We start from the raw sequence: 25138 nt of genomic DNA, 5'->3' as shown, positions 1-25138 counted from the left end.
ACCGGCCTTGATGGGTTGTTCAACCAACCGGGCACCTGCCCAAACCCGCCGTCTCCAGCCCTAGAAACAGTCGCAATGGTGCGACTGGAAACCTGCGTGACGGAAAGGAACACAATGTCTGAATCTTTTGCCGCCCTATTCGAAGAATCGCTGAAGCGCTCTGAAATGCGCGCCGGTGAAGTCATCACCGCTGAAGTCGTTCGCGTGGAGCACAACCACGTCGTCGTCAACGCTGGCCTCAAGTCCGAAGCCTACGTGCCGATCGAAGAATTCAAGAACGACAAGGGCGAACTCGAAGTCCAGGCCGGCGATTTCGTTTCCGTGGCCATCGGCTCGGTCGAGAACGGCTACGGCGACACCATCCTGTCGCGCGACACCGCCAAGCGCCTCGCCTCGTGGATGAGCCTGGAAAAGGCTCTCGAGTCCGGCGAGTTCGTCACCGGCACCACCAGCGGCAAGGTCAAGGGCGGCCTGACCGTGCTGGTCAACGGCATCCGCGCCTTCCTGCCGGGTTCGCTGATCGACACGCGTCCGATCAAGGACCTCTCGCCCTACGAGAACAAGACCCTCGAATTCAAGGTCATCAAGCTCGACCGCAAGCGCAACAACGTCGTGCTGTCGCGCCGTGCCGTGGTCGAAGCCAGCATGGGCGAAGAGCGCGCCAAGCTGATGGAAACGCTGAAGGAAGGCGCCGTGGTTCGCGGCGTCGTCAAGAACATCACCGAATACGGTGCGTTCGTGGACCTCGGCGGCATCGACGGCCTGCTGCACATCACCGACATGGCATGGCGCCGTGTCCGCCACCCGAGCGAAGTCGTTCAGGCCGGCCAGGAAATCACCGCCAAGATCCTCAAGTTCGACACCGAGAAGAACCGTGTCTCGCTGGGTCTGAAGCAAATGGGTGACGACCCGTGGATGGGCGTTTCGCGCCGCTACCCGCAATCGACCCGCCTGTTCGGCAAGGTCACGAACATCGCCGACTACGGCGCGTTCGTCGAACTCGAACCCGGCATCGAAGGCCTGGTGCACGTCTCCGAAATGGACTGGACCAACAAGAACATTGCTCCGAACAAGATCGTCTCCCTGGGCGACGAAGTCGAAGTCATGGTCCTGGAAATCGACGAAGACAAGCGCCGCATCAGCCTGGGCATGAAGCAGTGCAAGGCCAACCCGTGGCAAGAGTTCGCGCAAAACACCAAGCGCGGCGACCGCGTCAAGGGCCCGATCAAGTCGATCACCGACTTCGGCGTCTTCGTGGGCCTGGCTGCCGGCATCGACGGCCTGGTGCACCTGTCCGACCTCTCGTGGAACGAGCCCGGCGAAACCGCCGTGCGCAACTACAAGAAGGGCCAGGAAGTCGAGGCGCTGGTGCTGGCTGTCGACGTCGACCGCGAGCGCATCAGCCTGGGCATCAAGCAGCTGGACAGCGACCCGTTCACCACCTTCACCTCGGTGAACGACAAGGGCCAGATCGTGACCGGCAAGGTCAAGACCGTGGACCCGCGTGGCGCTGAGATCGACCTGGGCAACGACATCCTCGGCTACCTGCGCGCTTCGGAAATCTCCCGCGACCGCGTGGAAGACGCCCGCAACGTGCTCAAGGAAGGCGACGAAGTCACGGCCGTGGTGGTCAACGTGGATCGCAAGACCCGCAACATCCAGCTGTCGATCAAGCAGAAGGACATGGCCGACGAGCAAGGCGCGATGGCCAACCTGAGCCAGCAGTCGTCGCGCGAGAACGCCGGCACCACCAGCCTGGGCGCCCTGCTGCGCGCCAAGCTGGACAACAACGGCGACAAGTAAGCCGCCACAGAGGGACAGGGCCGGCCCGCAGGGGCTCCCTGTCCCTTTTTTTCTTTATATTCGCCGCCATGACCCGTTCCGATCTGGTTGAAGAACTTGCCGCACGCTTCGCGCAGCTCACGCACCGCGACGCGGAGTCCGCCGTCAAGACCATTCTTGACGCGATGAGCGACGCGCTGGTTCGAGGCAACCGCATCGAGATCCGCGGCTTCGGCAGTTTCTCGGTCAGCCGCCGGCCGCCGCGCATCGGACGCAACCCGCGCTCGGGCGAGAGCGTGGCAGTGCCCGAGAAGCGCGTTCCCCATTTCAAGCCGGGCAAGGCCCTGCGCGAGGCGGTGGACGAGCGCAGTGCGCAAATGGACGAGCCGCCGGTCCGCAAGGACTGAGGACATACGTAGAATCTTTCCGGTCCACCGGAAAGCGCCCATGAAATACCTGCTGTGGCTGCTCAAGGCAGCCATTTTTTTTACCCTCTTCGCCTTCGCGCTGAACAACCAGCACGATGCGACGGTCAACTTCTTCTTCGGCACCTACTGGCGCGCGCCGCTGGTGATCGTGGTGCTGGTGGCCTTTGCCGGCGGCATCGTGGTCGGCGCCCTGGGCATGCTGCCCGGCTGGTGGCGGCACCGCAGCAACGCGGCACGGACTCCCGCAGCCCCAGCCACCATGCCGGTGGCGAGCCCGACGGGCACCACAGGCGGCAGCCCGGTGAGCGGCAACGCCCTCATCGTCAACGACGACAGCAACAACAACGGCAGCACCGACCTGACCGTCGCTCGCCACCATGGACTTTGATCTCAGTTGGCTCCTCCTGGGGCTGCCACTCGCCTTCGTGCTGGGCTGGCTGGCCTCGCGCTTCGACCTGCGCCAGCTTCGGCTGGAGAACCGGCAGGCACCCAAGGCCTACTTCCGTGGCCTGAACTTCCTGCTCAACGAGCAGCAGGACCAGGCCATCGACGCCTTCATCGAGGCGGTGCAGAACGACCCCGACACGCAGGAGCTGCACTTCGCCCTGGGCAACCTGTTCCGCCGCCGCGGCGAGTACCAGCGTGCCGTGCGCGTGCACGAGCACCTGCTCTCGCGCGGCGACCTCAGCCGTGCGGACCGCGACCGCGCCCAGCACGCGCTGGCACAGGACTTCCTGCGCGCCGGCCTGCTCGACCGGGCCGAGGCCGCGCTGCAGAAGCTGGAAGGCACGCGCTACGAGAACGAGGCGCGCCTGTCGCTGCTGGCCATCTACGAACGCTCGCGCGAATGGACGCAGGCGTCCGAGGTGGCGCGCCGGCTCGACGAATCCGACCAGGCCAGCTACGGCACGCGCCGTGCGCACTACCTGTGCGAGCAGGCGAACGAGCACGTCGCCCGCGGTGAACTGGAAGAAGCCGGCAAGCTGCTTCATCAGGCGATGGAAACCGCGCCCACCGCGCCGCGCCCGGCCATCGAATCGGCCACGCTGCAGCTTCGCAACGGCGAGGCCAGCAAGGCCTTCGACACGCTGGTAGCCCTGTCGGAGACTGCGCCACTTGCACTGCCGCTCTATGCCTCGCTGCTGCAGCAGGCAGGCGCGGCGGCGCAGCGCTCAGGCGAGGCCCTGGCATTGCTTCAGCGGCGCTATGCCGCGGCGCCGTCCATCGACGTGGTGGAAGCCATCGTGGCCCTGGGTGGAACGACCGTGGCTGCAGAGTCCGGCAACGACGCAGCCGCGCCCGCGACCACGCCGCGCGACAGCTACATCGCCCACCTGCAGAACCAGCCTTCGCTGGCTGCCGCCAGCCGCTGGCTGGCCGGTGAACGCTTCGAACGCGAGGCCTTGCACCCGCCGGTGCAGCGCGCACTCGACCAGGCCGTGCGCCCGCTGATGCGCTATCGCTGCGCGGCCTGCGGCTTCGAGGCGCACCAGTACTTCTGGCATTGCCCCGGCTGCCAGGCATGGGACAGCTATCCGCCCCGACGGGTCGAAGAGCTCTGATCAGCCCGGCGCGTCCGGGGCGCGCGGCGCTCATCGCGAAGCTCTGCCCTTGACTTCGTGAACTCCAGGAAGCATTCCGTTGGTACGTCACGACGGATGCGAGGAAACGCGTCGTACCTCGGATAGTTCCTGCTCGAGCACGGCACTCGAGGGATCTCTGACGGCCAAAATGTGCGCCACAAGAAATCCAGACAGGGAGCATTCCAATGCAAGTAGCGACCACTTTCCTCAACATTGCTTGCGGCCATCTTCGCGCGCGCTTAGGGGCCAGCGGACGCCTGATGATTCTTTTGTGCCTGAGCAGCCTGTGCGCGCCGGTACTGGCTGCGACCTGTTCAAGCGGTGGCGGAAATTTCAGCGTGGCAGCAGGCACGAGAATGATTCCACCGGATGCACCGGTGGGCAGCATCGTCATCCCCAAGATCGGAACGCAGACCGCCTATTCGATGGCTTGCCCGGGCGACAGCAACCAGGACCGCGATGCCTTTGTCACCTTCCAAGTTGTCTCCGCGCCCGTCGCCGGATATTCGGACGTGTACCCGACCAACCTCGCGGGGCTGGGCGTCAAGTACCACTTTGCCACCAATTCCGGTACCGGTTGCGGCATGCCGTTCGACCAGACAATCTCGAACTCCAGCTATGCGATCACCTGCCACATCCTTGCGGGAACCACCTTCAGCTGGTCATGGGGAAGTTCCGTGGAGTTCATCAAGACCGGGACGATTTCCGCGGGTTCGCTGACCTCGCTGCCAGCGGTCACGATGTCCTATTCGCTGAACAACCAGGCTGGATCCTGGCCGCTCACCATCATGTACACCGGCGCCTTCAACGGCTCGGTCAGCATGGCGGCTTGCGCCACGCCGAACGTGTCCGTCGACCTGGGCAAGCACAAGACGAGCGAGTTCGCCGGGGTCGGCAGCCATGCCTCGTCCAAGGGTTTCACCATTTCGCTCAACAGTTGCCCGACCGGAATCAACGTCATCAAGTATCGATTGGATTCCGTGACACCGAGTCCCACCACGGATTCATCGGTTGTCGCTCTGGATTCCTCTTCGACAGCCAAAGGCATCGGTGTGCAGCTGCTCGACGCTGGCGGCAACCCTTTCCCGGTGGGCACAGCGATGACTTTCGCGGGATACGACACCGCCGGCGGCAATTTCTCCATTCCGCTGAACGCGCGCTACTACCAGACGTCGAGCCCGATCGCACCGGGCACGGCCAATACGTCGGTAACTTTCACGATGTCCTATCAGTAGGCTGCAGTCGCAGGCGAATGGCCTCGCTCTGCTGCTCGAGTGCCCGCTCGCCCCTAGCGACCCTTCTGTCAACGGATGCACGCTTCCCACCGTTGCGCATGAGCCGGGCGCATTCCGCCTCCGGCGAAGCAATGCAAGGTTGCTTCCAACGCAAGAAGTTTTCAGGGAGAAGATCAATGTTGAAGAAGATTGTGGCCAGCTTGGCCATGCTTGCGGCCGCCACCGCATTTGCCGCGGTCGAGGCCAACAAGGCAACGCCCGCCGAACTCGATGGCCTCAAGGGCGTGGGCCCGGCCATGTCGCAAGGCATCGTGGACGCGCGCAAGCAGGGCGAGTTCAAGAGCTGGGACGACTTCATGGCACGCGTGAAGGGCGTCAAGGCCAAGAAAGCCGCCAAGCTCTCGGGCGAAGGCCTCACGGTGAACGGCCAGCCCTTCCAGGGCGCAGGTGCGGCGCCGGCGGCAGGCAAGCAGGCCGCAGCCGCGGCGGCGCCCAAGGGTGCGCCCGCCAAGCAGTAGCCATTCACTCACGCATGCCAGGGGCCGCCATTGCGCGGCCCTTTTTCTTGGCCGGCGCCGGCCCGTTGCAAGGGTCTGCGGCGCTGGCGCAGGCAGGGAAATGCCCCAGGCCGTGGCCCATAACTTGCACGTAAGCTCGCCTCTTCTCTTTTCGCAAGCCTTTGTTGGAGAACACATGAATCGCAAGCTTCGCGTCGCGCTCGCCGGACTCAGCCTGGGCATGGGCCTGGGCTCCACCACCCTGGCGCAGACCAAGTGGGACCTGCCAACCGCCTACCCGCCGGCGAACTACCACACGGAGAACATCGTTCAGTTCGCCAAGGACGTGGAAGCGGCCACCGGCGGCAAGCTCAAGATCGCGGTGCATGCCAATGCCTCGCTGTTCAAGGCGCCCGAGATCAAGCGCGCGGTGCAGAGCAGCCAGGCCCAGGCCGGCGAGATCCTGCTGGCCAACTTCGCCAACGAGAACCCCATCTACGCACTCGACGGCGTGCCTTTCCTGGCCACCACCTATGGCGAGGCGAAGAAGCTCTACGAGGTGTCCAAGCCCGCGACCGACAAGCTGCTGGCCGCGCAGGGCATCAAGGTGCTGTTCATGGTGCCGTGGGCGCCCCAGGGCATCTACGTGAAGAAGGAGATCGCCTCGGTGGCCGATCTGCGCGGCATCAAGTGGCGCGCCTACAGCCCGGCCACCGCCAAGATCGCCGAGCTGATCGGCGCGCAGCCGGTGCAGATCCAGCAGGCCGAGCTGGCGCAGGCCATGGCCACCGGCGTGATCGAGAGCTACATGAGCTCGGGCTCCACCGGCTACGACACCAAGACCTACGAGCACATCAAGAACTTCTACGACACCCAGGCCTGGATCCCGAAGAACGCGGTGCTGGTGAACATCAAGGCCTTCGAGGCGCTGGACCCGGCCACCAAGGCCGCGGTGACCAAGGCCGCTGCCGATGCGGAAGCGCGCGGCTGGAAGGTGGCGCAGGAAAAGAACGACGAGTACAAGCGCCTGCTGACCGAGCGCGGCATGAAGATCCACAAGCCCTCGGCCAAGCTGGACGCCGACATGCGCCAGGTGGGCGGCATCATGCAGGCCGACTGGCTCAAGGTGGCCGGCGCGGACGGCCAGGCCATCGTCGACGCCTACAAGAAGAACTGATGAAGCCCTCACGCTCGTCACTTCGCGTATCGCTGCCCCCCGAGGGGGCGCAGGCCTCCCTTCGGGCCGCCCGGCGGAAGGCCTGATCCATGCGGCGCCTGCTGGACGGCCTCTACAACGGTGCGGGCGCCCTGGGCGGCTTCTGCGTCTTCCTGATCTTCGTGCTGATGATCGTCGCCGGCGTGGGCCGGCAGATGAACTGGCACGTGAGCGGCCTGAACGACGCGGTGGCCTGGCTGTGCGCGGCCGCCGCCTTCTTCGCGATGGCCCATGCCTTCCGGCACGGCGACTTCGTGCGCGTGACGCTGCTGCTGGAGGCGGTGCCGCCCAAGGTGCGGCGCGCGCTCGACGTCACCTGCCTGCTGATCGCCGCAGCGTCGGTGGCCTACCTCACCTACTGGGCCACCAGCTTCACGTGGGAGAGCTACGAGTTCCACGAGATGGCCACCGGGCTGCTGGTCATTCCGATCTGGATTCCGCAGTCGACCTTCGTGGTCGGCTGCTGGTTGCTGCTCATCGCCATGCTCGACGAGCTGGTGGGCGTGCTGCGCGGCGAGAAGCCCAGCTACCAGCGGGCGGTGGAAGAACGGCACGCGGCGGGCGATTTCTCCTCCGACGTCTGAACAACAACCACAACAACGAGCCCTGACGTGATCGAAACCCTTCTCATGGGCGCGCTGCTGCTCGCCATCATGCTGGTCCTGCTCGCTGGTGGCGTGTGGATCGCCATGACCCTGGCCATCGTCGGCTGGGTCGGCCAGGCCTTCTTCACCAACACCATTCCAGGCAAGAACCTGTTCTCGGCCTTCTGGGAAAGCAACGCGAGCTGGGAGCTGGCCGCCCTGCCCCTGTTCATCTGGATGGGCGAGATCCTGTTCCGCACCAAGCTGTCGGAAGAAATGTTCGAGGGCCTGCGCCCATGGCTGAACCGCGTGCCGGGCCGGCTGATGCACACCACCATCCTGGGCTGCGGCGTGTTCGGCTCGGTGTCGGGTTCCTCGGCCGCCACCTGCGCCACCATCGCCAAGGTGGCGCTGCCCGAACTGCAGCGCCGCGGCTACAACGAGAAGCTGGCCATCGGCTCGCTGGCCACGGCCGGCACGCTGGGCATCCTGATCCCGCCCTCGATCACGATGGTGGTGTACGCGGTGGCGGCCGACGCCTCGATCATCCGCATCTTCCTGGCCGGCTTCCTGCCGGGCTTCCTGCTGATGCTGCTGTTCTCCGGCTACATCGGCTGGTGGAGCCTGCGCCACCCCGACCAGGTGCCGCCGGCCGATCCGCCCACCACCTTCATGGAAAAGATCCGGCTGTCGGGCAACCTCATTCCCTGCGCCTTGCTGATCATCTTCATCGTCTGGGTGCTGGTGGCCGGCTGGGCCACCGCCACCGAGTGCGCCGCCTTCGGCGTGCTGGGCTCGCTGGCCATCGCGGCCTGGGGCCGCAGCCTCACCTGGCAGAACTTCAAGGACGGGCTGATGGGCGCCACGCGCACCAGCTGCATGATCATGTTCATCCTGGCGGGCGCGGCCTTCCTCACCAAGACGATGGCCTTCACCGGCATCCCGCGCGAACTGGCCGAATGGGTGGACGGCATGCACCTGTCGCCCTACGCCCTCATCAGCGCGCTGGTGCTGGTGTACCTGGTGCTGGGCACGGCGCTGGACGGCATCTCGATGATCGTGCTGACCAGCGCGGTGGTGCTGCCCATGGTGCAGAAGGCCGGCTTCGACCTGGTGTGGTTCGGCATCTTCGTGGTGCTGCTGGTCGAGATCGCCGAGGTCACGCCGCCGGTGGGCTTCAACCTCTTCGTGCTGCAGAACATGACCGGCAAGGACAGCAACGTCATCGCGCGGGCGGCCATTCCCTTCTTCTTCTGCCTGGTGGCCTGCATTGCCATCATTACCGTCTTCCCCAGCATCGTGACGGTGCTGCCGAACCTGGTGATGGGCGTGGAAAAATAGGGGATGCTTCTTCCCATCCTCGCCATCGGCATCGGTGCCGCCCTGGGCGCCCTCGCCCGCTGGGGCCTCACGCTGTGGCTGGGCGTGGGCGCCATGCCCTGGGGCACGCTCGCGGCCAACCTGATCGGCGGCTACCTCATCGGCATCGTGGTGGCGGCCCTGGCGCTCATGCCCGAGATCTCGCCGATCTGGCGGCTGGCACTGGTCACCGGCTTCCTGGGCGGCCTGACCACCTTCTCGAGCTTCTCGATGGAGGTAACGACGATGCTCATGGAAGGCCAGCTGGGCACCGCGCTGGTCACCGCCAGCACGCACCTGGCCGGATCGCTGGTGCTCACCTGGCTGGGCGTGCGCACGGTGCGCGCCTTCACCGCCTGAAGCTGCCCCGATCTCCCTTCGCCGCGCTGCGGTGCCTCGGGGTCGGCATGGCCGGTCTATAGAATCGGCCGCGATGTCGCTGGTCCTCGTTGTCGCGCTGCCCTTCATCGCCAGCATCCTTGCGGCCCTGTTGCCTTCAGACGCACGCAACCGGGAATCGACGCTGGCGGGATTGGTCGCGCTCGCCTGTGCCGTCTCCATCGCCTGGCTCTTCCCGCAGATTTCGCAAGGCCAGGTCATCGAGGAGCGCTTCACCTGGGTGCCAGCGCTGGGACTGGATTTCGCGCTGCGGCTGGACGGCTTCGCCTGGCTTTTCGCCATGCTGGTCTCGGGCATCGGGGCGCTGGTGGTGCTGTATGCGCGCTACTACATGTCCGCCTCGGACCCGGTGCCGCGCTTCTTCAGCTTCTTCCTCGCCTTCATGGGCGCGATGCTGGGCGTGGCGCTCTCGGGCAACCTGATCCAGATGGTGCTGTTCTGGGAACTCACCAGCCTCTTCTCCTTCCTCCTGATCGGCTACTGGCACCACCGCCGCGACGCGCGGCGCGGCGCGCGCATGGCGCTCACCGTCACCGGCGCGGGCGGGCTGTGCCTGCTGGCCGGCGTGCTGGTGCTGGGCCGCATCACCGGCAGCTATGAGCTGAGCGACGTGCTGGCCGCCGGCGACGAGGTGCGCGCCAGCCCGCTGTACCTGCCGGCGCTGCTGCTGGTGCTGATGGGCGCCTTCACCAAGAGCGCGCAGTTCCCCTTCCACTTCTGGCTGCCGCGCGCCATGGCGGCGCCCACGCCGGTGTCGGCCTACTTGCACTCGGCCACCATGGTGAAGCTGGGCGTGTTCTTGCTGGCGCGGCTGTGGCCGGTGCTCTCGGGCACCGAGACCTGGTTCTGGGTGGTGAGTTGCACCGGCGCCGCCACCCTCCTGCTGGGTGGCTACGTGGCGATGTTCCAGCGCGACCTGAAGGCGCTGCTGGCCTATTCCACCATCTCGCACCTGGGCCTGATCGTGCTGCTGCTGGGCCTGGGCAGCCCGATGGCCGCGGTGGCGGCGGTCTTCCATGTGATGAACCACGCGACCTTCAAGGCCTCGCTCTTCATGGCGGCGGGCATCATCGACCACGAGAGCGGCACGCGCGACATCCGCAAGCTCAGCGGCCTGTTCAGGCTGATGCCCATCACCGGCACGCTGGCCATCATCGCCAGCGCGGCCATGGCGGGCGTGCCGCTGCTCAACGGCTTCCTGTCCAAGGAGATGTTCTTCGCCGAGACGGTCTACATCGAGGCCGCACCCTGGATGAGCGTGGGCCTGCCGATCGTCGCCACGCTGGCGGGCATGTTCAGCGTGGCCTACTCGCTGCGCTTCGTGGTGGATGTGTTCTTCGGCCCGTCCTGCACCACGGCCGACGTGCCCAAGGTGCCGCACGAGCCGCCGCGCTGGATGCGCGTGCCCGGCGAGGTGCTGGTGGCCATCTGCCTGGTGGTGGGCATCGCACCGGCCTGGTCGGTCGGTCCCATGCTGGCCGCAGCGGCGCGGCCGGTGGTGGGCGGCACGCTGCCCGACTACACGCTGGCGCTGTGGCACGGCTTCAACCTGCCGCTGCTGATGAGCGGTGTGGCCCTGGTGGGCGGCGCGCTCATCTACCTGGTGCAACGTGGGCTACGCCGACAAGGAGGCCTGGAGGTCACGCCGCTGCTGCACCGCTTCGACGGCCAGCGCATCTTCGAGAACTCGCTGGCGCGCCTGAGCGAGGCCGGCCGGCGCGGTCGCCGCGTGCTGGGCACGCGCCGCCTGCAGACACAGCTGCTGTTCATGACCGCGCTGGCGGTGGCCGGCGCCGCTGGCTCCATCTACCTGCAGCCACCACGCCACCAGGCCATCGAGCTGCTGCCCTTCTCGCCGATGTTCGCCATGATCTGGCTGCTGGGCGGCGTGTGCGCGCTGGCTGCGGCCTGGAATGCCAAGTTCCACCGGCTCGCGGCGCTGATGCTCAGCTCGGGCGCGGGGCTGGTGTGCTGCATCACCTTCATCTGGTTCTCGGCGCCCGACCTGGCGCTGACGCAACTCATCGCCGAAGTGGTGACCACCGTGCTGATGCTGCTGGGCCTGCGCTGGCTGCCGCTGCGCAAGCAGGGCGAGGAGCCGGTGGGCTCGCGCGTGCGCCGCTGGGGCCGCCGCAGCCGCGACCTGTCCATCGCCGGCGCGGCCGGCTGCGGCATGGCAGCGCTGTCCTGGGTCATGATGACCAAGCCCTTCCCGCAGAGCATCTCCGGCTTCTTCCTGGACAACGCGCTGAGCCAGGGCGGCGGCACCAACGTCGTCAACGTGATGCTGGTGGACTTCCGCGGCTTCGACACCTTCGGCGAGATCACCGTGCTGGGCGCGGTGGCGCTCACCGTGTACGCGCTGCTGCGGCGCTTCCGCCCGGCGGTGGAATCGATGGCCCTGCCACCGCAGCAGCTGGCGCAACCGCAGGACGGCGACAGCGACCTGGTCAACCCGCGCCTGGCGCACGACACCGCGGTGGGCTACCTGATGGTGCCGGCGGTCTTGGTGCGCCTGCTGCTGCCGCTGTCGGTGCTGGTGTCGGTGTACTTCTTCATGCGCGGCCACAACCAGCCGGGCGGCGGCTTCGTCGCCGGCCTGGTGATGTCGGTGGCGCTGCTGCTGCAGTACATCGTCTCGGGCACCGAGTGGGTGGAAGAGCACCTGCGCATCTACCCGCGCCGCTGGATCGCCACCGGCCTGCTGCTGGCACTGGCCACCGGCCTGGGCGCCGAGCTGCTCGACTATCCCTTCCTGACCACGCACACCGCGCACCTGCACCTGCCGGTGCTGGGCGAGATCCACCTGCCCAGTGCGCTCTTCTTCGACATGGGCGTGTTCACGTTGGTGCTGGGTTCCACCATGCTGATCCTCACCGCGCTGGCGCACCAGTCCGTGCGCAGCCACCGCTGGGCCGAAGAGCAGCGCGAGCGCGCCGCAGAAGAGCAAGCCGCGTTGTCGACAAAGGCCGTCGCCGTGCAGAAGGACCCCGCCTGATGCAAGCCGTGCTCGCCATCGCCATCGGCATCCTCACCGCCTCGGGCGTGTACCTGCTGCTGCGTCCACGCAGCTTCCAGGTCATCATGGGCCTGACCCTGCTGTCCTACGCGGTCAACCTCTTCATCTTCAGCATGGGGCGGCTCAAGGTCGACAGCGAGCCGATCCTGCTGGCCGGCGTGAACTCGACGCTGGCCAACACGGCCGACCCGATGCCCCAGGCCCTGGTGCTCACGGCCATCGTGATCGGCTTCGCCATGACGGCCCTCTTCCTGGTCGTGTTGCTGGCCTCGCGCGGCCTGCACGGCACCGACCACGTGGACGGCGAGGACGGCGAGCGATGAACCAGTTCTTCACGCTCCTGGACCGGCTGCTCGAAGCCACCATGCCCCACCTGGTGGCGGCGCCCATCCTGTTGCCGCTGCTCACCGCCGCGCTGATGCTCACGCTGGAGGAACGGCACCGCCGCATCAAGTCGGTGCTCACCGTCGTCTCCGGCCTGGTGGGGCTGCTGGTGGCGCTGGCGTTGCTGCGCTGGGTGAACGCGCCCAGCACGGGCGGCGGCGCGGGCTCCATCGGCGTGTACCTGCCGGGCAACTGGCGCGCGCCTTTCGGCATCGTGCTGGTGGCCGACCGGCTCTCCAGCATGATGGTGGCGCTGACGGGTGTCGTGGCCTTCGCCGCGTCCATCTACTCCACCTCGCGCTGGGACCGCGCGGGCGTGCATTTCCATCCGCTGCTGCAGCTGCAGCTGATGGGCCTGAACGGCGCCTTCCTGACCGGTGACCTGTTCAACCTCTTCGTCTTCTTCGAAGTGATGCTGGCCGCCTCCTACGGCCTGCTGCTGCACGGATCGGGCAAGCTGCGCGCGCGCGCCGGGCTGCACTACATCGCGATCAACCTCGCGGCCTCGGCGCTGTTCCTGATCGGCGCCGCGATGATGTACGGCATCACCGGCACGCTCAACATGGCCGACCTGAGCGTGAAGATCGCGCAGCTGCCCGTGGCCGACCGCGGCCTGGTGCATGCGGCCGGTGCCATCCTGGCCGTGGCCTTCTTCGCCAAGGCCGGTGCGTGGCCGCTGAACTTCTGGCTGGTGCCGGCCTACAGCGCGGCCGTGCTGCCGGTGAGCGCGGTGTTCACGCTGCTGACCAAGCTGGGCGTCTACACCATCCTGCGCCTGTGGTCGCTCTTCTTCGTCGCCGGCTCGCCGCTCGGCGCCGGCTACTTCGGCCAGAACACCCTCATCGCCATCGGCCTGGCGACGCTCTTCGTGGCGGCGCTGGGCACCATCGGCACGCAGCGCCTGGCCAACCTGGCCAGCTTCGCCGTGCTGACGTCGGCCGGCACGCTGCTCGCGGCCATCGGCCTGGCGCAGCCGGGCGTGTGGTCGGGGGCGCTCTACTACCTGCTCAGCTCCACGCTGGCCGCCGCGGGCTTCTTCCTCCTGATCGACATGATCGAGCGCTGGCGCAACGCGGGCGCGAGCATCGCCGCCTTCGAGAGCGCCGGTGCCGCGCCCTTCCTGGCGGAAGACCTCAAGCCGCTGGGCGAAGTGAACCTGGACGACGACGAGCAGGCGCTCTACGGCCGTGCCATTCCGGCGGGCGTCGCCTTTCTCGGCCTGGCCTTCGTCTTCTGCACGCTGCTGCTGGCCGGCCTGCCGCCGCTGTCGGGCTTCATCGGCAAGTTCGCCATGCTCTCGGGCGTGATGCGGGCGCCGACGCTGACATCCGCGGGCTGGATCTTCCTGGCGCTCATCCTGGTCTCGGGCTTCTTCACGCTGGTGGCCTTCAGCCGCGCCGGCATCCGGACCTTCTGGACCACGCCCGAAGGCGGGCAGATCAAGCTGCGCGCAGTGGAGGTGCTGCCGGTGGCGGCGCTGCTGGGCGCTGCCCTGGCGCTCACCATCGGCGCCGGCCCGGCCATGAGCCATGCGCAGGCCACGGCGCGCGAACTGCGCACTCCTGACGACTACCGCCGCGCGGTGCTGACGGCGCGGCAGAAGCCGTCTCCTGCCGCCGGCACGGCTGCTGCACCGGCGGAGGCCAGGCCGTGAAGCGCTGGCTGCCCTCGCCCACCCTGTCGATCGCGCTGTTCGCGGTGTGGATCCTGCTCAACCAGTCGCTGCACCCGGCCACCCTGGTGTTCGCGGCGATCCTGGCGCTGGTGGTTCCGGTGCTCACGCGCAGCCTGCGTCCCAAGGATGCCCGCGTGCGGCGCCCGCTGGTGGCGCTGAAGCTGGGCGGCCACGTCATGCAGGACCTGCTGCAGTCCGCCTGGGACGTGGGCCGCCTGATCCTCACGCGCCGCACGCAGGACATCGCCTCGCACTTCATCCACATCCCCCTGGACATGCGCGACCCCAGCGGCCTGGCCGTGCTGGCCATGATCTTCTGCCTGACGCCGGGCACCGCCTGGGCCGAGCTCTCGCTGGACCGCAGCACGCTGATCATCCACGTGTTCGACCTGCAGGACGACGCGGCCTTCATTGCGCTCATCAAGTCCCGCTACGAGCGCCCCCTCATGGAGATCTTCGAGTCATGACCCCGGTGCTCTTCTGGTGCCTGAAGCTCGCGCTGTTCCTCCTGGCGGTGGCGATGCTGTGCGCCCTGTTCCGCCTGCTGGCCGGCCCCACCGCGCAGGACCGCATCACCGCGCTGGACTGCCTCTACATCAACGGCATGCTGATGATGCTGGTGCTGGGCATCAACTACGCGAGTGCCGTGTACTTCGAGGCGGCGCTGATGATCGCGCTCTTCGGCTTCGTGGCCTCGACGTCGCTGGCCAAGTTCCTGCTGCGCGGGGAGGTCATCGAGTAATGGCCGAGGACTTCATCATCGGGCCGCTTCCGCTGTGGGCCGAAATCATCACCGGCGTGTTCTGCGTCGTGGGCGCCTTCTTCGCGGCGGTGGGCTCCTTCGGCCTGGTGCGCCTGCCCACCTTCTTCAGGCGCATCCACGCCCCTACGCTGGGCGCGACGGTGGGCGTGTGGAGCCTGACCATCGCCACCATCGTCTACTTCTCGGTGCAGGGCCACAGCCTCTTTCTGCACGCGGTGCTGATCGCCGGCTTCGTCGCGCTCACTGCGCCCATCACTACCATCTTCCTGGTGCGTGCGGCGCTGTTCCGCGCGCGCACCACCGACATCGGCCTGCACAAGGTGCCGCCTGCCTCCACCTCGCGCCGCGAGGTCAGCAGCAGCAGCGAGCCGCCGCAGGCGTGAGGCCTCGCATGGGCGGCGCGGTGGCGGCATGAACCTCACCCTGCGCCAGCTTCGCGCCTTCCTCGCGGTGGCCGACTGCGCCAGCTTCACCGAGGCCGCGCGCCAGTTGCACCTGACGCAGGCCGCCATGAGCGTGCTGGTGCGCGAATTGGAAGCGGAGCTTGGCGTGCGCGTGCTGGACCGCAGCACGCGCCGCGTCGACCTGACCGAAGCTGGCCGCGACCTCTACCCCTTCGCCCAGCGCGTACTGCGCGAGCTGGAAGATGCGGTGCACAGCGTGGGCGAGCTGCGCGACAAGAAGAAGGGCCTGCTGCGCGTGGCCGCGCCGCAGATGATGGCCTGCACGCTGATGCCGCAGGTGATCGCCGCCTACCGCGAGCGCCATCCACAGGTGGAGGTGCAACTGTCGGACACGGTGCCTGAGCTGATGCTGGAACGCGTGCTGTCGGCCCAGGTGGAGCTGGCCGTGGGCCCCGACGTGGCGGCCCCGCCCGAGCTGGAGCGCCGCCCGCTTCTGCGCGACCGGCACCACTTCATCTGCCAGCCGGACCACCCGCTGGCGCGCAGGAAGCAGGTACGCTGGCGCGAGCTGGCAGGTCTGCCCTTCATCGCGCCAACGCACGACTTCATGCGCCGGCTCGCACCCGAACTGGCTGCAGCGGGTCTCGAAGCGCCGATGGTGCTGCCGGTGCACCAGGTGTCGTACATGACGACCGCGCTGGGCCTGGTGGCCGCGGGCCTGGGCGTGAGCGCGGTGCCTTCGTATGCCGCGCCGCTGGTGCAAGGACACGGGCTGGTGATGCGTCCGCTGGTGGACCCGGTCTTCTACCGCGAGGTGTGCATCTTCAGCGCCGCGGCGCGCTCGCTGTCGCCGGCGGCGCAGAGCTTTGTCGAGTTCATGGCCGACTTCGTCGGAAGCAGCGGCGCCAACGAGAAAAAAGCCCGGAGCTGAGGCCGGGCCTTGTCATCTGCATGCCGCGTGAACGGCAGCGGTCTTCTTATTCGATCGTCGCGCCCGAGGCCTGCACGATGCCCTTCCACTTGGCGTAGTCGGTCTTGAGCAGGCTGCCGAACTGCTCAGGCGTCATGGCCTGCGGCTCGGCGCCCTGGGCGTGGATGGCTTCCTTCACGTCGGGCTGGGCCAGGAGCTTGTTCACTTCGGCATTGACCTTGGCGACGATCTCGGGCGGCGTGCCGGCCGGGAAGAACAGGCCATACCAGGTGCTGACGTCGAAGTCCTTGTAGCCCTGCTCGGCGACGGTGGGCACGTCGGGCAGCGAGGTGCTGCGCTTGGCCGAGGTGACGGCCAGCGGGCGCAGCTTGCCGGACTTGATCTGGCTGATCGCCGAGGGGAGCGAGGACACCAGCAGGTCCACGTTGCCGGCCAGCACGTCCATCATGGCGGCGTTGGAACCCTTGTAGGGCACGTGGCGGATCTTGATGTTGGCCGCCGACTTGAAGATCTCGCCGGCCAGGTGGATGGTGGTGCCGTTGCCGGGCGAGCCGAAGGTGATGGCGTCGGGCTGGGCACGCGCGGCGTCGACCACGTCCTTGAGTGTCTTGAACTTGGAGTCGGCGCGGGTGACGATGACCACGGGCGTGTAGGCCACGTGGGCGACGGCGGTGAGGTCCTTGGTCGGGTCGTAGCTGAGGTTCTTGTACAGCCAGGGCGCGACGACCATGTTGTCCTTCTGGCCCATGACCATGTCGTAGCCGGTGGGCGCGGCGCGCGCGGCTTCCGAGATGCCGATGGTGCCGCCCGCGCCGCCGCGGTTGTCGGGCACGACGGTCCACTTGCTGACTTCGGTGAGCTTGGTGGCGACGAGGCGCGACAGGATGTCCGTGCCGCCCCCGGGCGGGAAGGGCACGATGAGGCGGATGGGCTTGGCGGGGTAGCTGGCGGCAGCGCCCTGGGCGTGGGCGGGCAGCACGGAAAGGGCCAGCGCCATGCCGGCCGCGGAGAGCAGCAGTCTGCTAGTGGGGGTCATGGGGGAAGTCTCCTGTCTATCTTTCGACGCGGCGCCGGTGCGATGCCTGGCCGGGAGCCAGTGGCGTGCGTCGTGCAAATGGGTGGGAGTGTGCAGCACGTCGTGCGTTCCCATCTTCTCGATCGGAGAATGGGCCCATAGTCGAATGCGATATCAGGTTTTGTTTTGGACGCCTCCGTTTGACGGCCTGTGTCGGGACTTGTTCGGGGCGGGTCAAAGGCCTGCACACGGCGGTGGTGATCCAACCGTTGTGCACAGCGGGCGCGACCACTTCAAGCGGTGGGTGGGTCGGCCGTTCTGGAAACCGTCACACCGTTTCCCACGGGGTGCGGCAGGCGGTCTGGGCTGGGGGCGATTTCCGGGGCGGTGAGGAGCGCAGCGCTGGGGCTTGGTTTTGCCTGCCGAAGGACAGGCAAAACCTCGTGAACTGACTTGCGGCAGCTGTCTGAGCGACGGAGTCGCGAGTTCTGCCGCACAAGCCCCAGCGCGAGCACCGCAACGGAGTCGATGCGAAGCATCGACCGCCCCGGATGAGCCCCCAGCCCAGACCGCCTGCCGCGCCCCGTGCGCCCCAAACCTTGAACCTTGAACCTTGAACCTTGAACCTTGAACCGTGAACCAGACGGACAGAAGAACAGAAGAACAGAAGAACAGAAGACCTAAAGCAGAGACTTCGCGTGCCCCACTTCCATTTCCCGAGGAAGCGGCACACCGTTCTTCACCGCCAGGATCTCCGCCATCACGCTCACCGCAATCTCCGGCGGCGTCTTGCTGCCCACGTAGATGCCGATGGGCCCGCGAAGACGGGCGAGCGACGCCTCGGTCTGGTCGAAGTGCTCGATCATGCGGTCATGCCGCGCCTGTGCGTTGCGGCGCGAACCGATGGCGCCGACGTAGAAGGCGTCGGTCTCCAGCGCCTCGAGCAAGGCCAGGTCGTCCAGCTTGGGATCGTGTGTCAGCGCCACCACGCAGGTGCGGCGATCCGGCTTGAAGCTGCGCACCGCATCGTCGGGCATCTCGGTGCTGATGGCCACGCCCGGCAGCTCCCAGGTGCTACGGTACTCGGAGCGCGGGTCGCACAGCGTCACCGCAAAGCCGGAGAAGCGCGCCATCGTCGCCAGGTACTCCGCCAATTGCCCCGCGCCGATCAGCAGCATGCGGTACTCGGGGCCGAAGGTGTTGACCAGCTGCTCGTCGTCCACCGTCAGCTCGGCCGGCGCGTGCGATGGCGCAAGCTGCACGCTGCCGTCCTTCAGCGACACCGTGCGCTGCATCAGGCGCCCCTGCTCCAGCTCGGCCACCAGCGTCTTCAGCGATTCAGGATCGGGATCGAACTCGATCAGCAATTCCAGCGTGCCACCGCACGGCAAACCGAAGCGATGCGCCTCGTCGGCGGTGATGCCGTACTTCACCAGCACCGGCGCACCATTGGGCATCGCCTCCGTGGCGCCATGCGCGCGGCTGTAGCGCGCGATCAGGTCGTCCTCGATGCAGCCGCCCGACACCGAGCCCACCACCGCGCCGTCCTCGGCCAGCGCCATGATCGAGCCGATGGGCCGCGGCGACGAGCCCCAGGTGCGCACCACCGTCGTCAGCAAGGCGCGCCGGCCGGCCATGCGCCAGTCGCGCAAGGTGCGCAGCACCATCACGTCCAAGTTTTCCATATCGGTTCCGAATATCGCGCGAAGCGAGAGAGCAGGTGCTCCGTCAGTCCTTTTTGTTGTCGCCGCCGCCGCCCAGGCCCAGCCGCTCGCGCCAGCTGCGCTTGGCCGGCTCGCCCTCTTCCGACTTGTCTTCGCCCGCCGCCGCATCGTCGGCCACCGCAGGCGCGTGCAGGGCCTGCAGCTCCTGGTCGAAGCGCTTGAAGAAGTCGTCGGCCATCGACTTGGCCGCGCCGTCGATGAGGCGCTGGCCCAGCTGCGCGATCTTGCCGCCCACCTGCGCCTGCACCGTGTAGCCCAGCTCGCAGCCGGCGTCGTTGGGCGCCAGGCTCACTTCCGAGGCGCCCTTGCCGAAGCCCGCCACGCCGCCCTGGCCTTCGAAGGCCAGCTTGTAGCCGGTGGGCGGCGTGATGTCGCTGAGCGTGACCTTGCCGCTGAACTTGGCCGACACCGGGCCCACCTTCACCGCCATGCCGACGGTGTACTGGCCTTCGCCGGTGCTCTCGAAGCGGTCGCAACCGGGCAGGCATTTCTTCAGCATCTCGGGATCGTTGAGCGCATCCCAGGCCTGCTGCTGCGTGACGGCCAGTTGCCGCGTGCCTTGCATGTCCATGCTGGTTCTTCCTTGTTGAGGTTGTTTCGTGAGTGGGGGTGCGAGCGCGTCAGCGTGCGCCGCCGGTCTTCATCAGCGCGGCCAGGCTGCGGGCCAGCTGTTCGAGTGCATTGAGATTGTGGACCGCCAGCATCGCATCCGCATGCCGGTCCAGCATGGCCGCACCGCGCGCAAGGGGAGCGTAGCCCTCGAAGCGCAGCAGCGGGTTGAGCCACAGCACGCGCCGCGAATGGCGCTTGAGCCACTGCAGCTCCTGCTCCAGCACCTGCGGCTCGCCGGTGTCCAGGCCATCGCTGATGAGCAGCACCAGGCTGCGCCGGCCGGTCAGGCGCCGCGCATGCCCTGCGCGAAGCTGCGCCAGCGATTCGCCCAGGCGCGTTCCGCCGGCGAAGTCGTCGATGGCGGCGCCGGCGGCCATCAGCATCTCGTCGGTGTCGGCCAGGCGGAATGCCGGCGTCAGATCAGTGAGGTGCGTGCCGAAGGCGAACACGTCGCGCCGTCCGGCCCGCCGCGTGGCGGCATGCAGAAAGGCCAGCAGCAGGCGCGCATAGCGCTCCATCGAGCCCGACACATCCACCAGCACAAGCAGCGGCAGCGGCTGCTGGCGCCGGATGAGCCGCGGCAGCCAGACCAGTTCGCCGCCGGTGCGGCCGGCTTCATGCAGCACACCGGGCCAGTGCATGCGCGAATGGGCTCGGCCCGCGCCGGCATGGCGCAGGCGGCGTGCCGGAACGGTGGGCACGGGCAGCGCGATCTCGCGTGCCAGTCGCTCGACCAGCTGGTACTCGCCCGCGCCCAGCGCGTTGAAGTCGGCATGGTGCAGGCGGGCACGTTCGCTGGCGGTCATGGCGGCGTCGAACTGCACTTCCTTCTCGTTCTGCGCCGCGGGCTTGCTGACCACGGCCGGGGCCGCGAGGGCTTCGCGCACACGCGGGCGGCGACGTGGCGGCTCGGCCTTGCCCTCGCTGCTGGGCAGCATCTGGGCGAGCATCTTGTTGGCCAGCTCCGGGTCCTGGAACCAGGCCTCGAAGAGTTCGCGGAACACCATGCGGTCCTGCTCGCGGCTGACCATCACCGCCTCGATGGCGGCGCTCAGGTCCTCGCGCGTGTGCACGCCCACCAGCATGGCGGCCTGCGCGGCCAGTGCGATGCGGGCGGCATCGATGGGCACGCCGGCACGGCGCAGCGCACGGCCGAAGGCGGCGATGTTGCCCGCGAGCTTGCCGCGACGGGCATCGCCCAGCTGCTGGACGGAGGCCATGGTGCTTGCCGTGTTGCCTGCCCGGGGCTCAGGCCTCGGCCGGCTTGAGCAGTTCGCCGGCCAGCGCGCTGTCCAGGGCCGCGACGTCGTCGCGCTGCTTGAACAGGATGCCGGCGGTGTCGACCACCACCTCGGGGTCGAGCTCCAGCGTGTCCAGCGCCACCAGCGCGCGCGCCCATTCCACGCTTTCGGCAATGCCGGGCACGCGCTGGAAGGCGGTGGACTGCGGCATGGACCGCAGCCGGCCCACGAAGTCGGCCACCTGCCGCGACAGCACGTCGCTGGCCTGCGGCACCTGGGCACGCACGATCGCGAGTTCGCGATCGCGCTCGGGATAGTCCAGCCAGTGGTAGAGGCAGCGGCGCTTGACCGCGTCGTTCAGGTCGCGCGTGCGGTTGCTGGTGAGGAGGGTCACCGGCGGCACCTGGGCGCGGATGGTGCCCAGCTCGGGAATGCTCACCTGGTACTCGCCCAGGTACTCCAGCAGGAAGGCCTCGAAAGGTTCGTCGGCACGGTCGACCTCGTCGATGAGCAGCACCGCGCCCGGTACCGGCGTCTCCAGCGCCTGCAGCAGGGGCCTGCGCACCAGGTAGCGCGGCTGGTAGACCTCGGACTCGATGTCGCGCACGAGCGGCGCACGGCCGCCCGAAGACGCGAGCGCCCCCTCGGGGGGCAGCGAGGACACGCCAGTGCCGAGCGTGGGGGCCATTGCTGCGCCTTGCGCCTCGGCGGCGCGCATGTGCAGCAGCTGCGCGGCGTAGTTCCACTCGTAGAGCGCCTCGCGCTGCTCCAGGCCGTCGTAGCACTGCAGGCGCAGCAACTCGCGGCTCAGGGCCAGCGCGAGCGCCTTGGCCAGCTCGGTCTTGCCCACGCCGGGCTCGCCTTCGAGCAGCAGCGGGCGCTGCAGCTTCAGGGCGAGGTACACCGCCGTGGCCAGCCGCCGGTCGGCGTAGTAGCCCGCGCCTTGCAGCGCCTGCACCACCGCGTCGATGGAGGACCAGGGAGCGGTGGCGTCAGGCGTGGCAGTCATCGGCCGAGGTTACTCCAGGGCCTTCGCGACCGCGCGTTGGGCCAGCACGCTGATCAGGTTGGCCCGGTAGGCGGCCGAAGCATGCAGGTCCGCATTGAGGTTGCTCGAATCGATCTTCACGCCGGCCGCGGCCTGCGCAGTGAAGTCCTTGGACAGCGCGTCCTCCAGGCCCTTGTGCCGGAACACGCCATTGCCCGCACCGGTGACGGCCACGCGCACGCCGTTGTCGAACTGCGCGACGAACACGCCCACCAGCGGGAAGTGCGAGGCCTGCTGCCGCTGCTTCGAATAGGCTGCCCGCTTGGGAAGCGGGAAGCGCACGGCGGTGATGAGTTCGCCGTCCTTCAGCGCCGTGGCGAACAGGCCCTGGAAGAAGTCGTCGGCGGCGATCTCGCGCTGGGTCGTGACCACGGTGGCGCCGCTGGCCAGTACCGCGCTGGGGTAGCAGGCGGCCGGGTCGTTGTTGGCCAGCGAGCCGCCGAGGGTGCCCATGGCCCGCACCTGGCGGTCGCCGATGTGGCCGGCCAGCCAGGCCAGCGCCGGGAAGGCCGCTTTCGCGTCGGCATTGCGGCCCACCTCGGCATGGCGCGCCATCGCGCCGATGACCAGCTGGTTGCCGTCCTTCTTGATGCCGGCGAGTTCGGCGATGCCGCCCAGGTCCACCAGTTGCTCGGGCGCCGAGAGCCGCAGCTTCATCGAGGCCAGCAGGGTCTGGCCGCCGGCCAGCGGCTTGCCGCCGGCACCGGCCAGTTTCACCGCATCGGCCAGCGAGGCGGGACGTTCGAAAGTGAATGCGTACATGGTGCGTTCCTTGTCGTCAGGCGGTCGGACGGCCCTGGGTGCTGGCGGTCAATGGCGGGATCTGCGGCTGCTGCGTGGGCGTGGTGCTGCCGCGCTGCATGGCTTCCCACACGCGGTGCGGCGATGCGGGCATGTCGAGGTCCTTGACGCCCAGCGGTCCCAGCGCGTCGAGCACTGCGTTGATCACCGCGGGCGGCGAGCCGATGGCGCCGGCCTCGCCGCAGCCCTTGGTGCCCAGCGGATTGTGGGTGCAGGGGGTGCAGGTGGTGTCCAGCTTGAAGTTGGGAAAGTCGGCGGCGCGCGGCATGGCGTAGTCCATGAAGCTGCCGGTGAGCAGCTGCCCGGTCTCGTTGTCGTAGACGCAGTTCTCCAGCAGCGCCTGGCCGATGCCCTGCACGATGCCGCCCTGCACCTGCCCTTCCACGATCATCGGGTTGATGATGGTGCCGAAGTCGTCCACCGCGGTGAAGCGGTCGACGGTGACTTCACCCGTGGCCTTGTCGATCTCCACCTCGCAGATGTAGGTGCCGCCGGGGAAGGTGAAGTTGGTCGGGTCGTAGAAGGCGGTCTCGTTCAGGCCCGGCTCCAGCTTGTCCAGCGGGTAGTTGTGCGGCACGTAGGCGGTCAGCGCCACCGAGCCGAAGGGCAGCTTCTTGTCGGTGCCCTTCACGCTGAACTCGCCGTTCGCGAAGTCGATGTCGGCGTCGCTGGCCTCCATGAGGTGGGCCGCGATCTTCTTGGCCTTGGCCTCGATCTTGTCCAGCGCCTTCATGATGGCCGCGCCGCCCACCGAGATGGAGCGCGAGCCGTAGGTGCCCATGCCGAAGGGCACGCGCCCGGTGTCGCCGTGCACCACGTCCACGTTCTCCACCGGGATGCCCAGGCGCGCCGCCACCACCTGCGCGAAAGTGGTCTCGTGGCCCTGCCCGTGGCTGTGCGAGCCGGTGAACACCGTCACGCTGCCGGTGGGGTGTACGCGGATCTCGCCGCATTCGAACAAGCCGGCGCGCGCACCGAGCGCACCGGCGATGTTCGAGGGCGCGATGCCGCAGGCCTCGATGTAGCTGGAGTAGCCGATGCCGCGCAGCTTGCCCTTGGCCTCGGAAGCGGACTTGCGGGCCGCATAGGAATCGACCTCGGCCAGCTGCTGGGCCTTGTTCATGGACGCATGGAAGTCGCCCGTGTCGTACTGCAGCGCCACCGGCGTCTGGTAGGGGAACTGGGTGATGAAGTTGCGCTTGCGGATCTCGTCCTGCCCCAGCTTCATGTCCCAGGCGCAGCGCGTGACCAGGCGCTCCAGCAGGTAGGTGGCCTCGGGCCGGCCGGCGCCGCGGTAGGCATCCACCGGCGCGGTGTTGGTGAACCAGGCATCCACCTCGATGTAGATCAGCGGGGTGGTGTACTGGCCCGCCAGCAGCGTGGCGTACAGGATGGTGGGCACCGCCGTCGCGAAGGTCGACAGGTAGGCGCCCAGGTTGGCGTCGGTGTGCGCGCGCATGGCCAGGAACTTGCCGTCCTTGTCCATCGCCATCTCGGCATGGCTCACGTGGTCGCGGCCATGCGCGTCCGATAGGAAGGACTCGGAGCGGTCGGCCACCCACTTGATGCTGCGGTTGAGCTGCTTGGAGGCCCAGGTCAGCGCCACGTCTTCCGCGTACAGGAAGATCTTGGAGCCGAAACCGCCGCCCACGTCCGGCGCGATGATGCGCACCTTGTGCTCGGGCAGGCCCAGCACGAAGGCCGTCATCAGCAGGCGCTCCACGTGCGGGTTCTGGTTGGCGACGTAGAGGGTGTATTCCTCGTTCGCGCGGTTGTAGGCCGCGACGGCCACGCGCGGCTCGATGGCGTTGGGAATGAGCCGGTTGTTGACCAGGTCCAGCGTGGTGACGTGCGCCGCGGTGGCGAAGACCGCGTCCACCGCCGCCTTGTCGCCCAGCGCCCACTTGTAGCACTGGTTGTCGGCGGCCTGCTCGTGGATGGTGACGCCGCTGGCCTTCTTCGCGGCGTCGGCCACGCTCACCAGGGCCGGCAGCACCTCGTAGTCGACCTGCACCGCCTCGGCGGCGTTGCGCGCCTGCTCCTGCGTCTCGGCCACCACCACCGCCACGTGGTCGCCCACGTAGCGCACCTTGCCGATGGCCAGGATGGGATGTGGCGGCTCCTTCATCGGCGTGCCGTCGGGGTTGTTGATGAGCCAGCCGCAGGGCAGCCCGCCCATCTTTCCATCGATGTCCTTGCCGCTGAAGATGCCGATGACCCCGGGCATGTCCTTGGCGGCCGAGATGTCGATGCTGTTGACATTGGCGTGGGCGTGCGGCGAGCGCACGAACACGGCGTGGGCCTGGCGCTCCAGGAACACGTCGGCGGTGTACTGGCCGGCGCCGGTGAGAAAGCGCGCGTCTTCCTTGCGCTTGAGGGACTCACCGATGTGCGGGAGGCTGGCGAAATCGTTGGCACCCATGGTCGTTGCTCCCGGG

The 25138-nt window shown here is 67.8% G+C and carries 24 protein-coding genes; 17 read left to right on the top strand and 7 right to left on the bottom strand.

The window, feature by feature from the left end:
- Window positions 1–75: 75 nt before the first annotated feature.
- From rpsA to BM345_RS07175, 17 genes are all read left to right on the top strand, one after another.
- Window positions 76–1803: a 30S ribosomal protein S1 gene (rpsA, locus tag BM345_RS07255; protein WP_093377193.1), complete on the top strand. Its 1728-nt coding sequence runs from the start codon at window positions 76–78 to the stop codon at window positions 1801–1803.
- A 68-nt stretch (window positions 1804–1871) separates the two neighbouring features.
- Window positions 1872–2189 (top strand): integration host factor subunit beta, encoded by a 318-nt coding sequence (locus BM345_RS07250; protein WP_093377191.1) that lies wholly within the window; start codon window positions 1872–1874, stop codon window positions 2187–2189.
- A gap of 40 nt (window positions 2190–2229) precedes the next feature.
- Window positions 2230–2598, top strand: a complete 369-nt coding sequence (locus tag BM345_RS07245; RefSeq protein ID WP_093377188.1) for a LapA family protein — start codon at window positions 2230–2232, stop codon at window positions 2596–2598.
- Window positions 2588–3772 (top strand): lipopolysaccharide assembly protein LapB, encoded by a 1185-nt coding sequence (lapB, locus tag BM345_RS07240; protein WP_093377186.1) that lies wholly within the window; start codon window positions 2588–2590, stop codon window positions 3770–3772. Before BM345_RS07245 ends, lapB begins: the two co-directional genes overlap by 11 nt.
- A 206-nt stretch (window positions 3773–3978) precedes the next feature.
- Entirely contained in the window at window positions 3979–5028 is a 1050-nt protein-coding gene (locus BM345_RS30385; protein ID WP_217653963.1) for a fimbrial protein, read from the top strand.
- A 176-nt stretch (window positions 5029–5204) separates the two neighbouring features.
- On the top strand, window positions 5205–5546 hold the full coding sequence (locus BM345_RS07230) for a ComEA family DNA-binding protein (protein WP_093377183.1): 342 nt from the start codon (window positions 5205–5207) through the stop codon (window positions 5544–5546).
- 175 nt (window positions 5547–5721) lie between these two features.
- Window positions 5722–6702 carry a TRAP transporter substrate-binding protein gene (locus BM345_RS07225; protein WP_093377181.1) on the top strand — a complete coding sequence of 327 codons (981 nt, stop codon included), beginning with the start codon at window positions 5722–5724 and terminating at the stop codon, window positions 6700–6702.
- 89 nt (window positions 6703–6791) lie between these two features.
- The gene (locus BM345_RS07220; protein ID WP_093377179.1) at window positions 6792–7325 is read left to right on the top strand and encodes a TRAP transporter small permease; all 534 of its coding nucleotides are present in this window, start codon (window positions 6792–6794) and stop codon (window positions 7323–7325) included.
- Window positions 7326–7355: 30 nt separating this feature from the next.
- Complete coding sequence (locus BM345_RS07215; protein WP_175544931.1) at window positions 7356–8666, top strand: TRAP transporter large permease; 1311 nt, start codon at window positions 7356–7358, stop codon at window positions 8664–8666.
- A 3-nt stretch (window positions 8667–8669) separates the two neighbouring features.
- The gene (gene crcB, locus BM345_RS07210) at window positions 8670–9044 is read left to right on the top strand and encodes a fluoride efflux transporter CrcB (protein WP_093377176.1); all 375 of its coding nucleotides are present in this window, start codon (window positions 8670–8672) and stop codon (window positions 9042–9044) included.
- A 73-nt stretch (window positions 9045–9117) separates the two neighbouring features.
- Window positions 9118–12081 (top strand): monovalent cation/H+ antiporter subunit A, encoded by a 2964-nt coding sequence (locus BM345_RS07205; RefSeq protein WP_093377174.1) that lies wholly within the window; start codon window positions 9118–9120, stop codon window positions 12079–12081.
- Window positions 12081–12425, top strand: a complete 345-nt coding sequence (locus BM345_RS07200) for a Na+/H+ antiporter subunit C (RefSeq protein ID WP_093377171.1) — start codon at window positions 12081–12083, stop codon at window positions 12423–12425. Before BM345_RS07205 ends, BM345_RS07200 begins: the two co-directional genes overlap by 1 nt.
- Complete coding sequence (locus BM345_RS07195) at window positions 12422–14140, top strand: monovalent cation/H+ antiporter subunit D (RefSeq protein WP_093377168.1); 1719 nt, start codon at window positions 12422–12424, stop codon at window positions 14138–14140. Before BM345_RS07200 ends, BM345_RS07195 begins: the two co-directional genes overlap by 4 nt.
- Window positions 14137–14628 carry a Na+/H+ antiporter subunit E gene (locus BM345_RS07190; RefSeq protein WP_093377166.1) on the top strand — a complete coding sequence of 164 codons (492 nt, stop codon included), beginning with the start codon at window positions 14137–14139 and terminating at the stop codon, window positions 14626–14628. The genes BM345_RS07195 and BM345_RS07190 overlap by 4 nt, the downstream gene beginning before the upstream one ends.
- Window positions 14625–14903, top strand: a complete 279-nt coding sequence (locus BM345_RS07185) for a K+/H+ antiporter subunit F (protein WP_093377163.1) — start codon at window positions 14625–14627, stop codon at window positions 14901–14903. The genes BM345_RS07190 and BM345_RS07185 overlap by 4 nt, the downstream gene beginning before the upstream one ends.
- Window positions 14903–15307, top strand: coding sequence for a monovalent cation/H(+) antiporter subunit G (gene mnhG / locus BM345_RS07180; protein ID WP_093377161.1), 405 nt, complete (start codon window positions 14903–14905; stop codon window positions 15305–15307). Before BM345_RS07185 ends, mnhG begins: the two co-directional genes overlap by 1 nt.
- Before the next feature lie 28 nt (window positions 15308–15335).
- Window positions 15336–16259: a LysR family transcriptional regulator gene (locus BM345_RS07175; protein ID WP_093377158.1), complete on the top strand. Its 924-nt coding sequence runs from the start codon at window positions 15336–15338 to the stop codon at window positions 16257–16259.
- Window positions 16260–16305: 46 nt separating this feature from the next.
- Here BM345_RS07175 and BM345_RS07170 read toward each other — a convergent pair whose 3' ends face one another.
- From BM345_RS07170 to BM345_RS07140, 7 genes are all read right to left on the bottom strand, one after another.
- Entirely contained in the window at window positions 16306–17256 is a 951-nt protein-coding gene (locus tag BM345_RS07170; protein ID WP_254789637.1) for a Bug family tripartite tricarboxylate transporter substrate binding protein, read from the bottom strand.
- A gap of 698 nt (window positions 17257–17954) precedes the next feature.
- Complete coding sequence (locus tag BM345_RS07165; RefSeq protein WP_093377153.1) at window positions 17955–18959, bottom strand: XdhC family protein; 1005 nt, start codon at window positions 18957–18959, stop codon at window positions 17955–17957.
- 43 nt (window positions 18960–19002) lie between these two features.
- Window positions 19003–19569 carry an SRPBCC family protein gene (locus BM345_RS07160; protein ID WP_093377150.1) on the bottom strand — a complete coding sequence of 189 codons (567 nt, stop codon included), beginning with the start codon at window positions 19567–19569 and terminating at the stop codon, window positions 19003–19005.
- Window positions 19570–19618: 49 nt separating this feature from the next.
- Entirely contained in the window at window positions 19619–20830 is a 1212-nt protein-coding gene (locus BM345_RS07155; RefSeq protein WP_093377147.1) for a vWA domain-containing protein, read from the bottom strand.
- A gap of 28 nt (window positions 20831–20858) precedes the next feature.
- Entirely contained in the window at window positions 20859–21860 is a 1002-nt protein-coding gene (locus tag BM345_RS07150) for an AAA family ATPase (protein WP_093377145.1), read from the bottom strand.
- A 9-nt stretch (window positions 21861–21869) separates the two neighbouring features.
- Entirely contained in the window at window positions 21870–22661 is a 792-nt protein-coding gene (locus BM345_RS07145) for an FAD binding domain-containing protein (protein WP_093377142.1), read from the bottom strand.
- Window positions 22662–22677: 16 nt separating this feature from the next.
- Window positions 22678–25122, bottom strand: a complete 2445-nt coding sequence (locus BM345_RS07140) for a xanthine dehydrogenase family protein molybdopterin-binding subunit (RefSeq protein WP_093377140.1) — start codon at window positions 25120–25122, stop codon at window positions 22678–22680.
- Window positions 25123–25138 lie beyond the last annotated feature (16 nt).

The sequence above is a fragment of the Variovorax sp. OV329 genome (assembly GCF_900114785.1).
Classification (GTDB): Bacteria; Pseudomonadota; Gammaproteobacteria; order Burkholderiales; family Burkholderiaceae_C; genus Variovorax.
The sequence above is the reverse complement of the archived record's forward strand: the minus strand, read 5'-3'. Positions and strand labels throughout refer to the sequence as shown.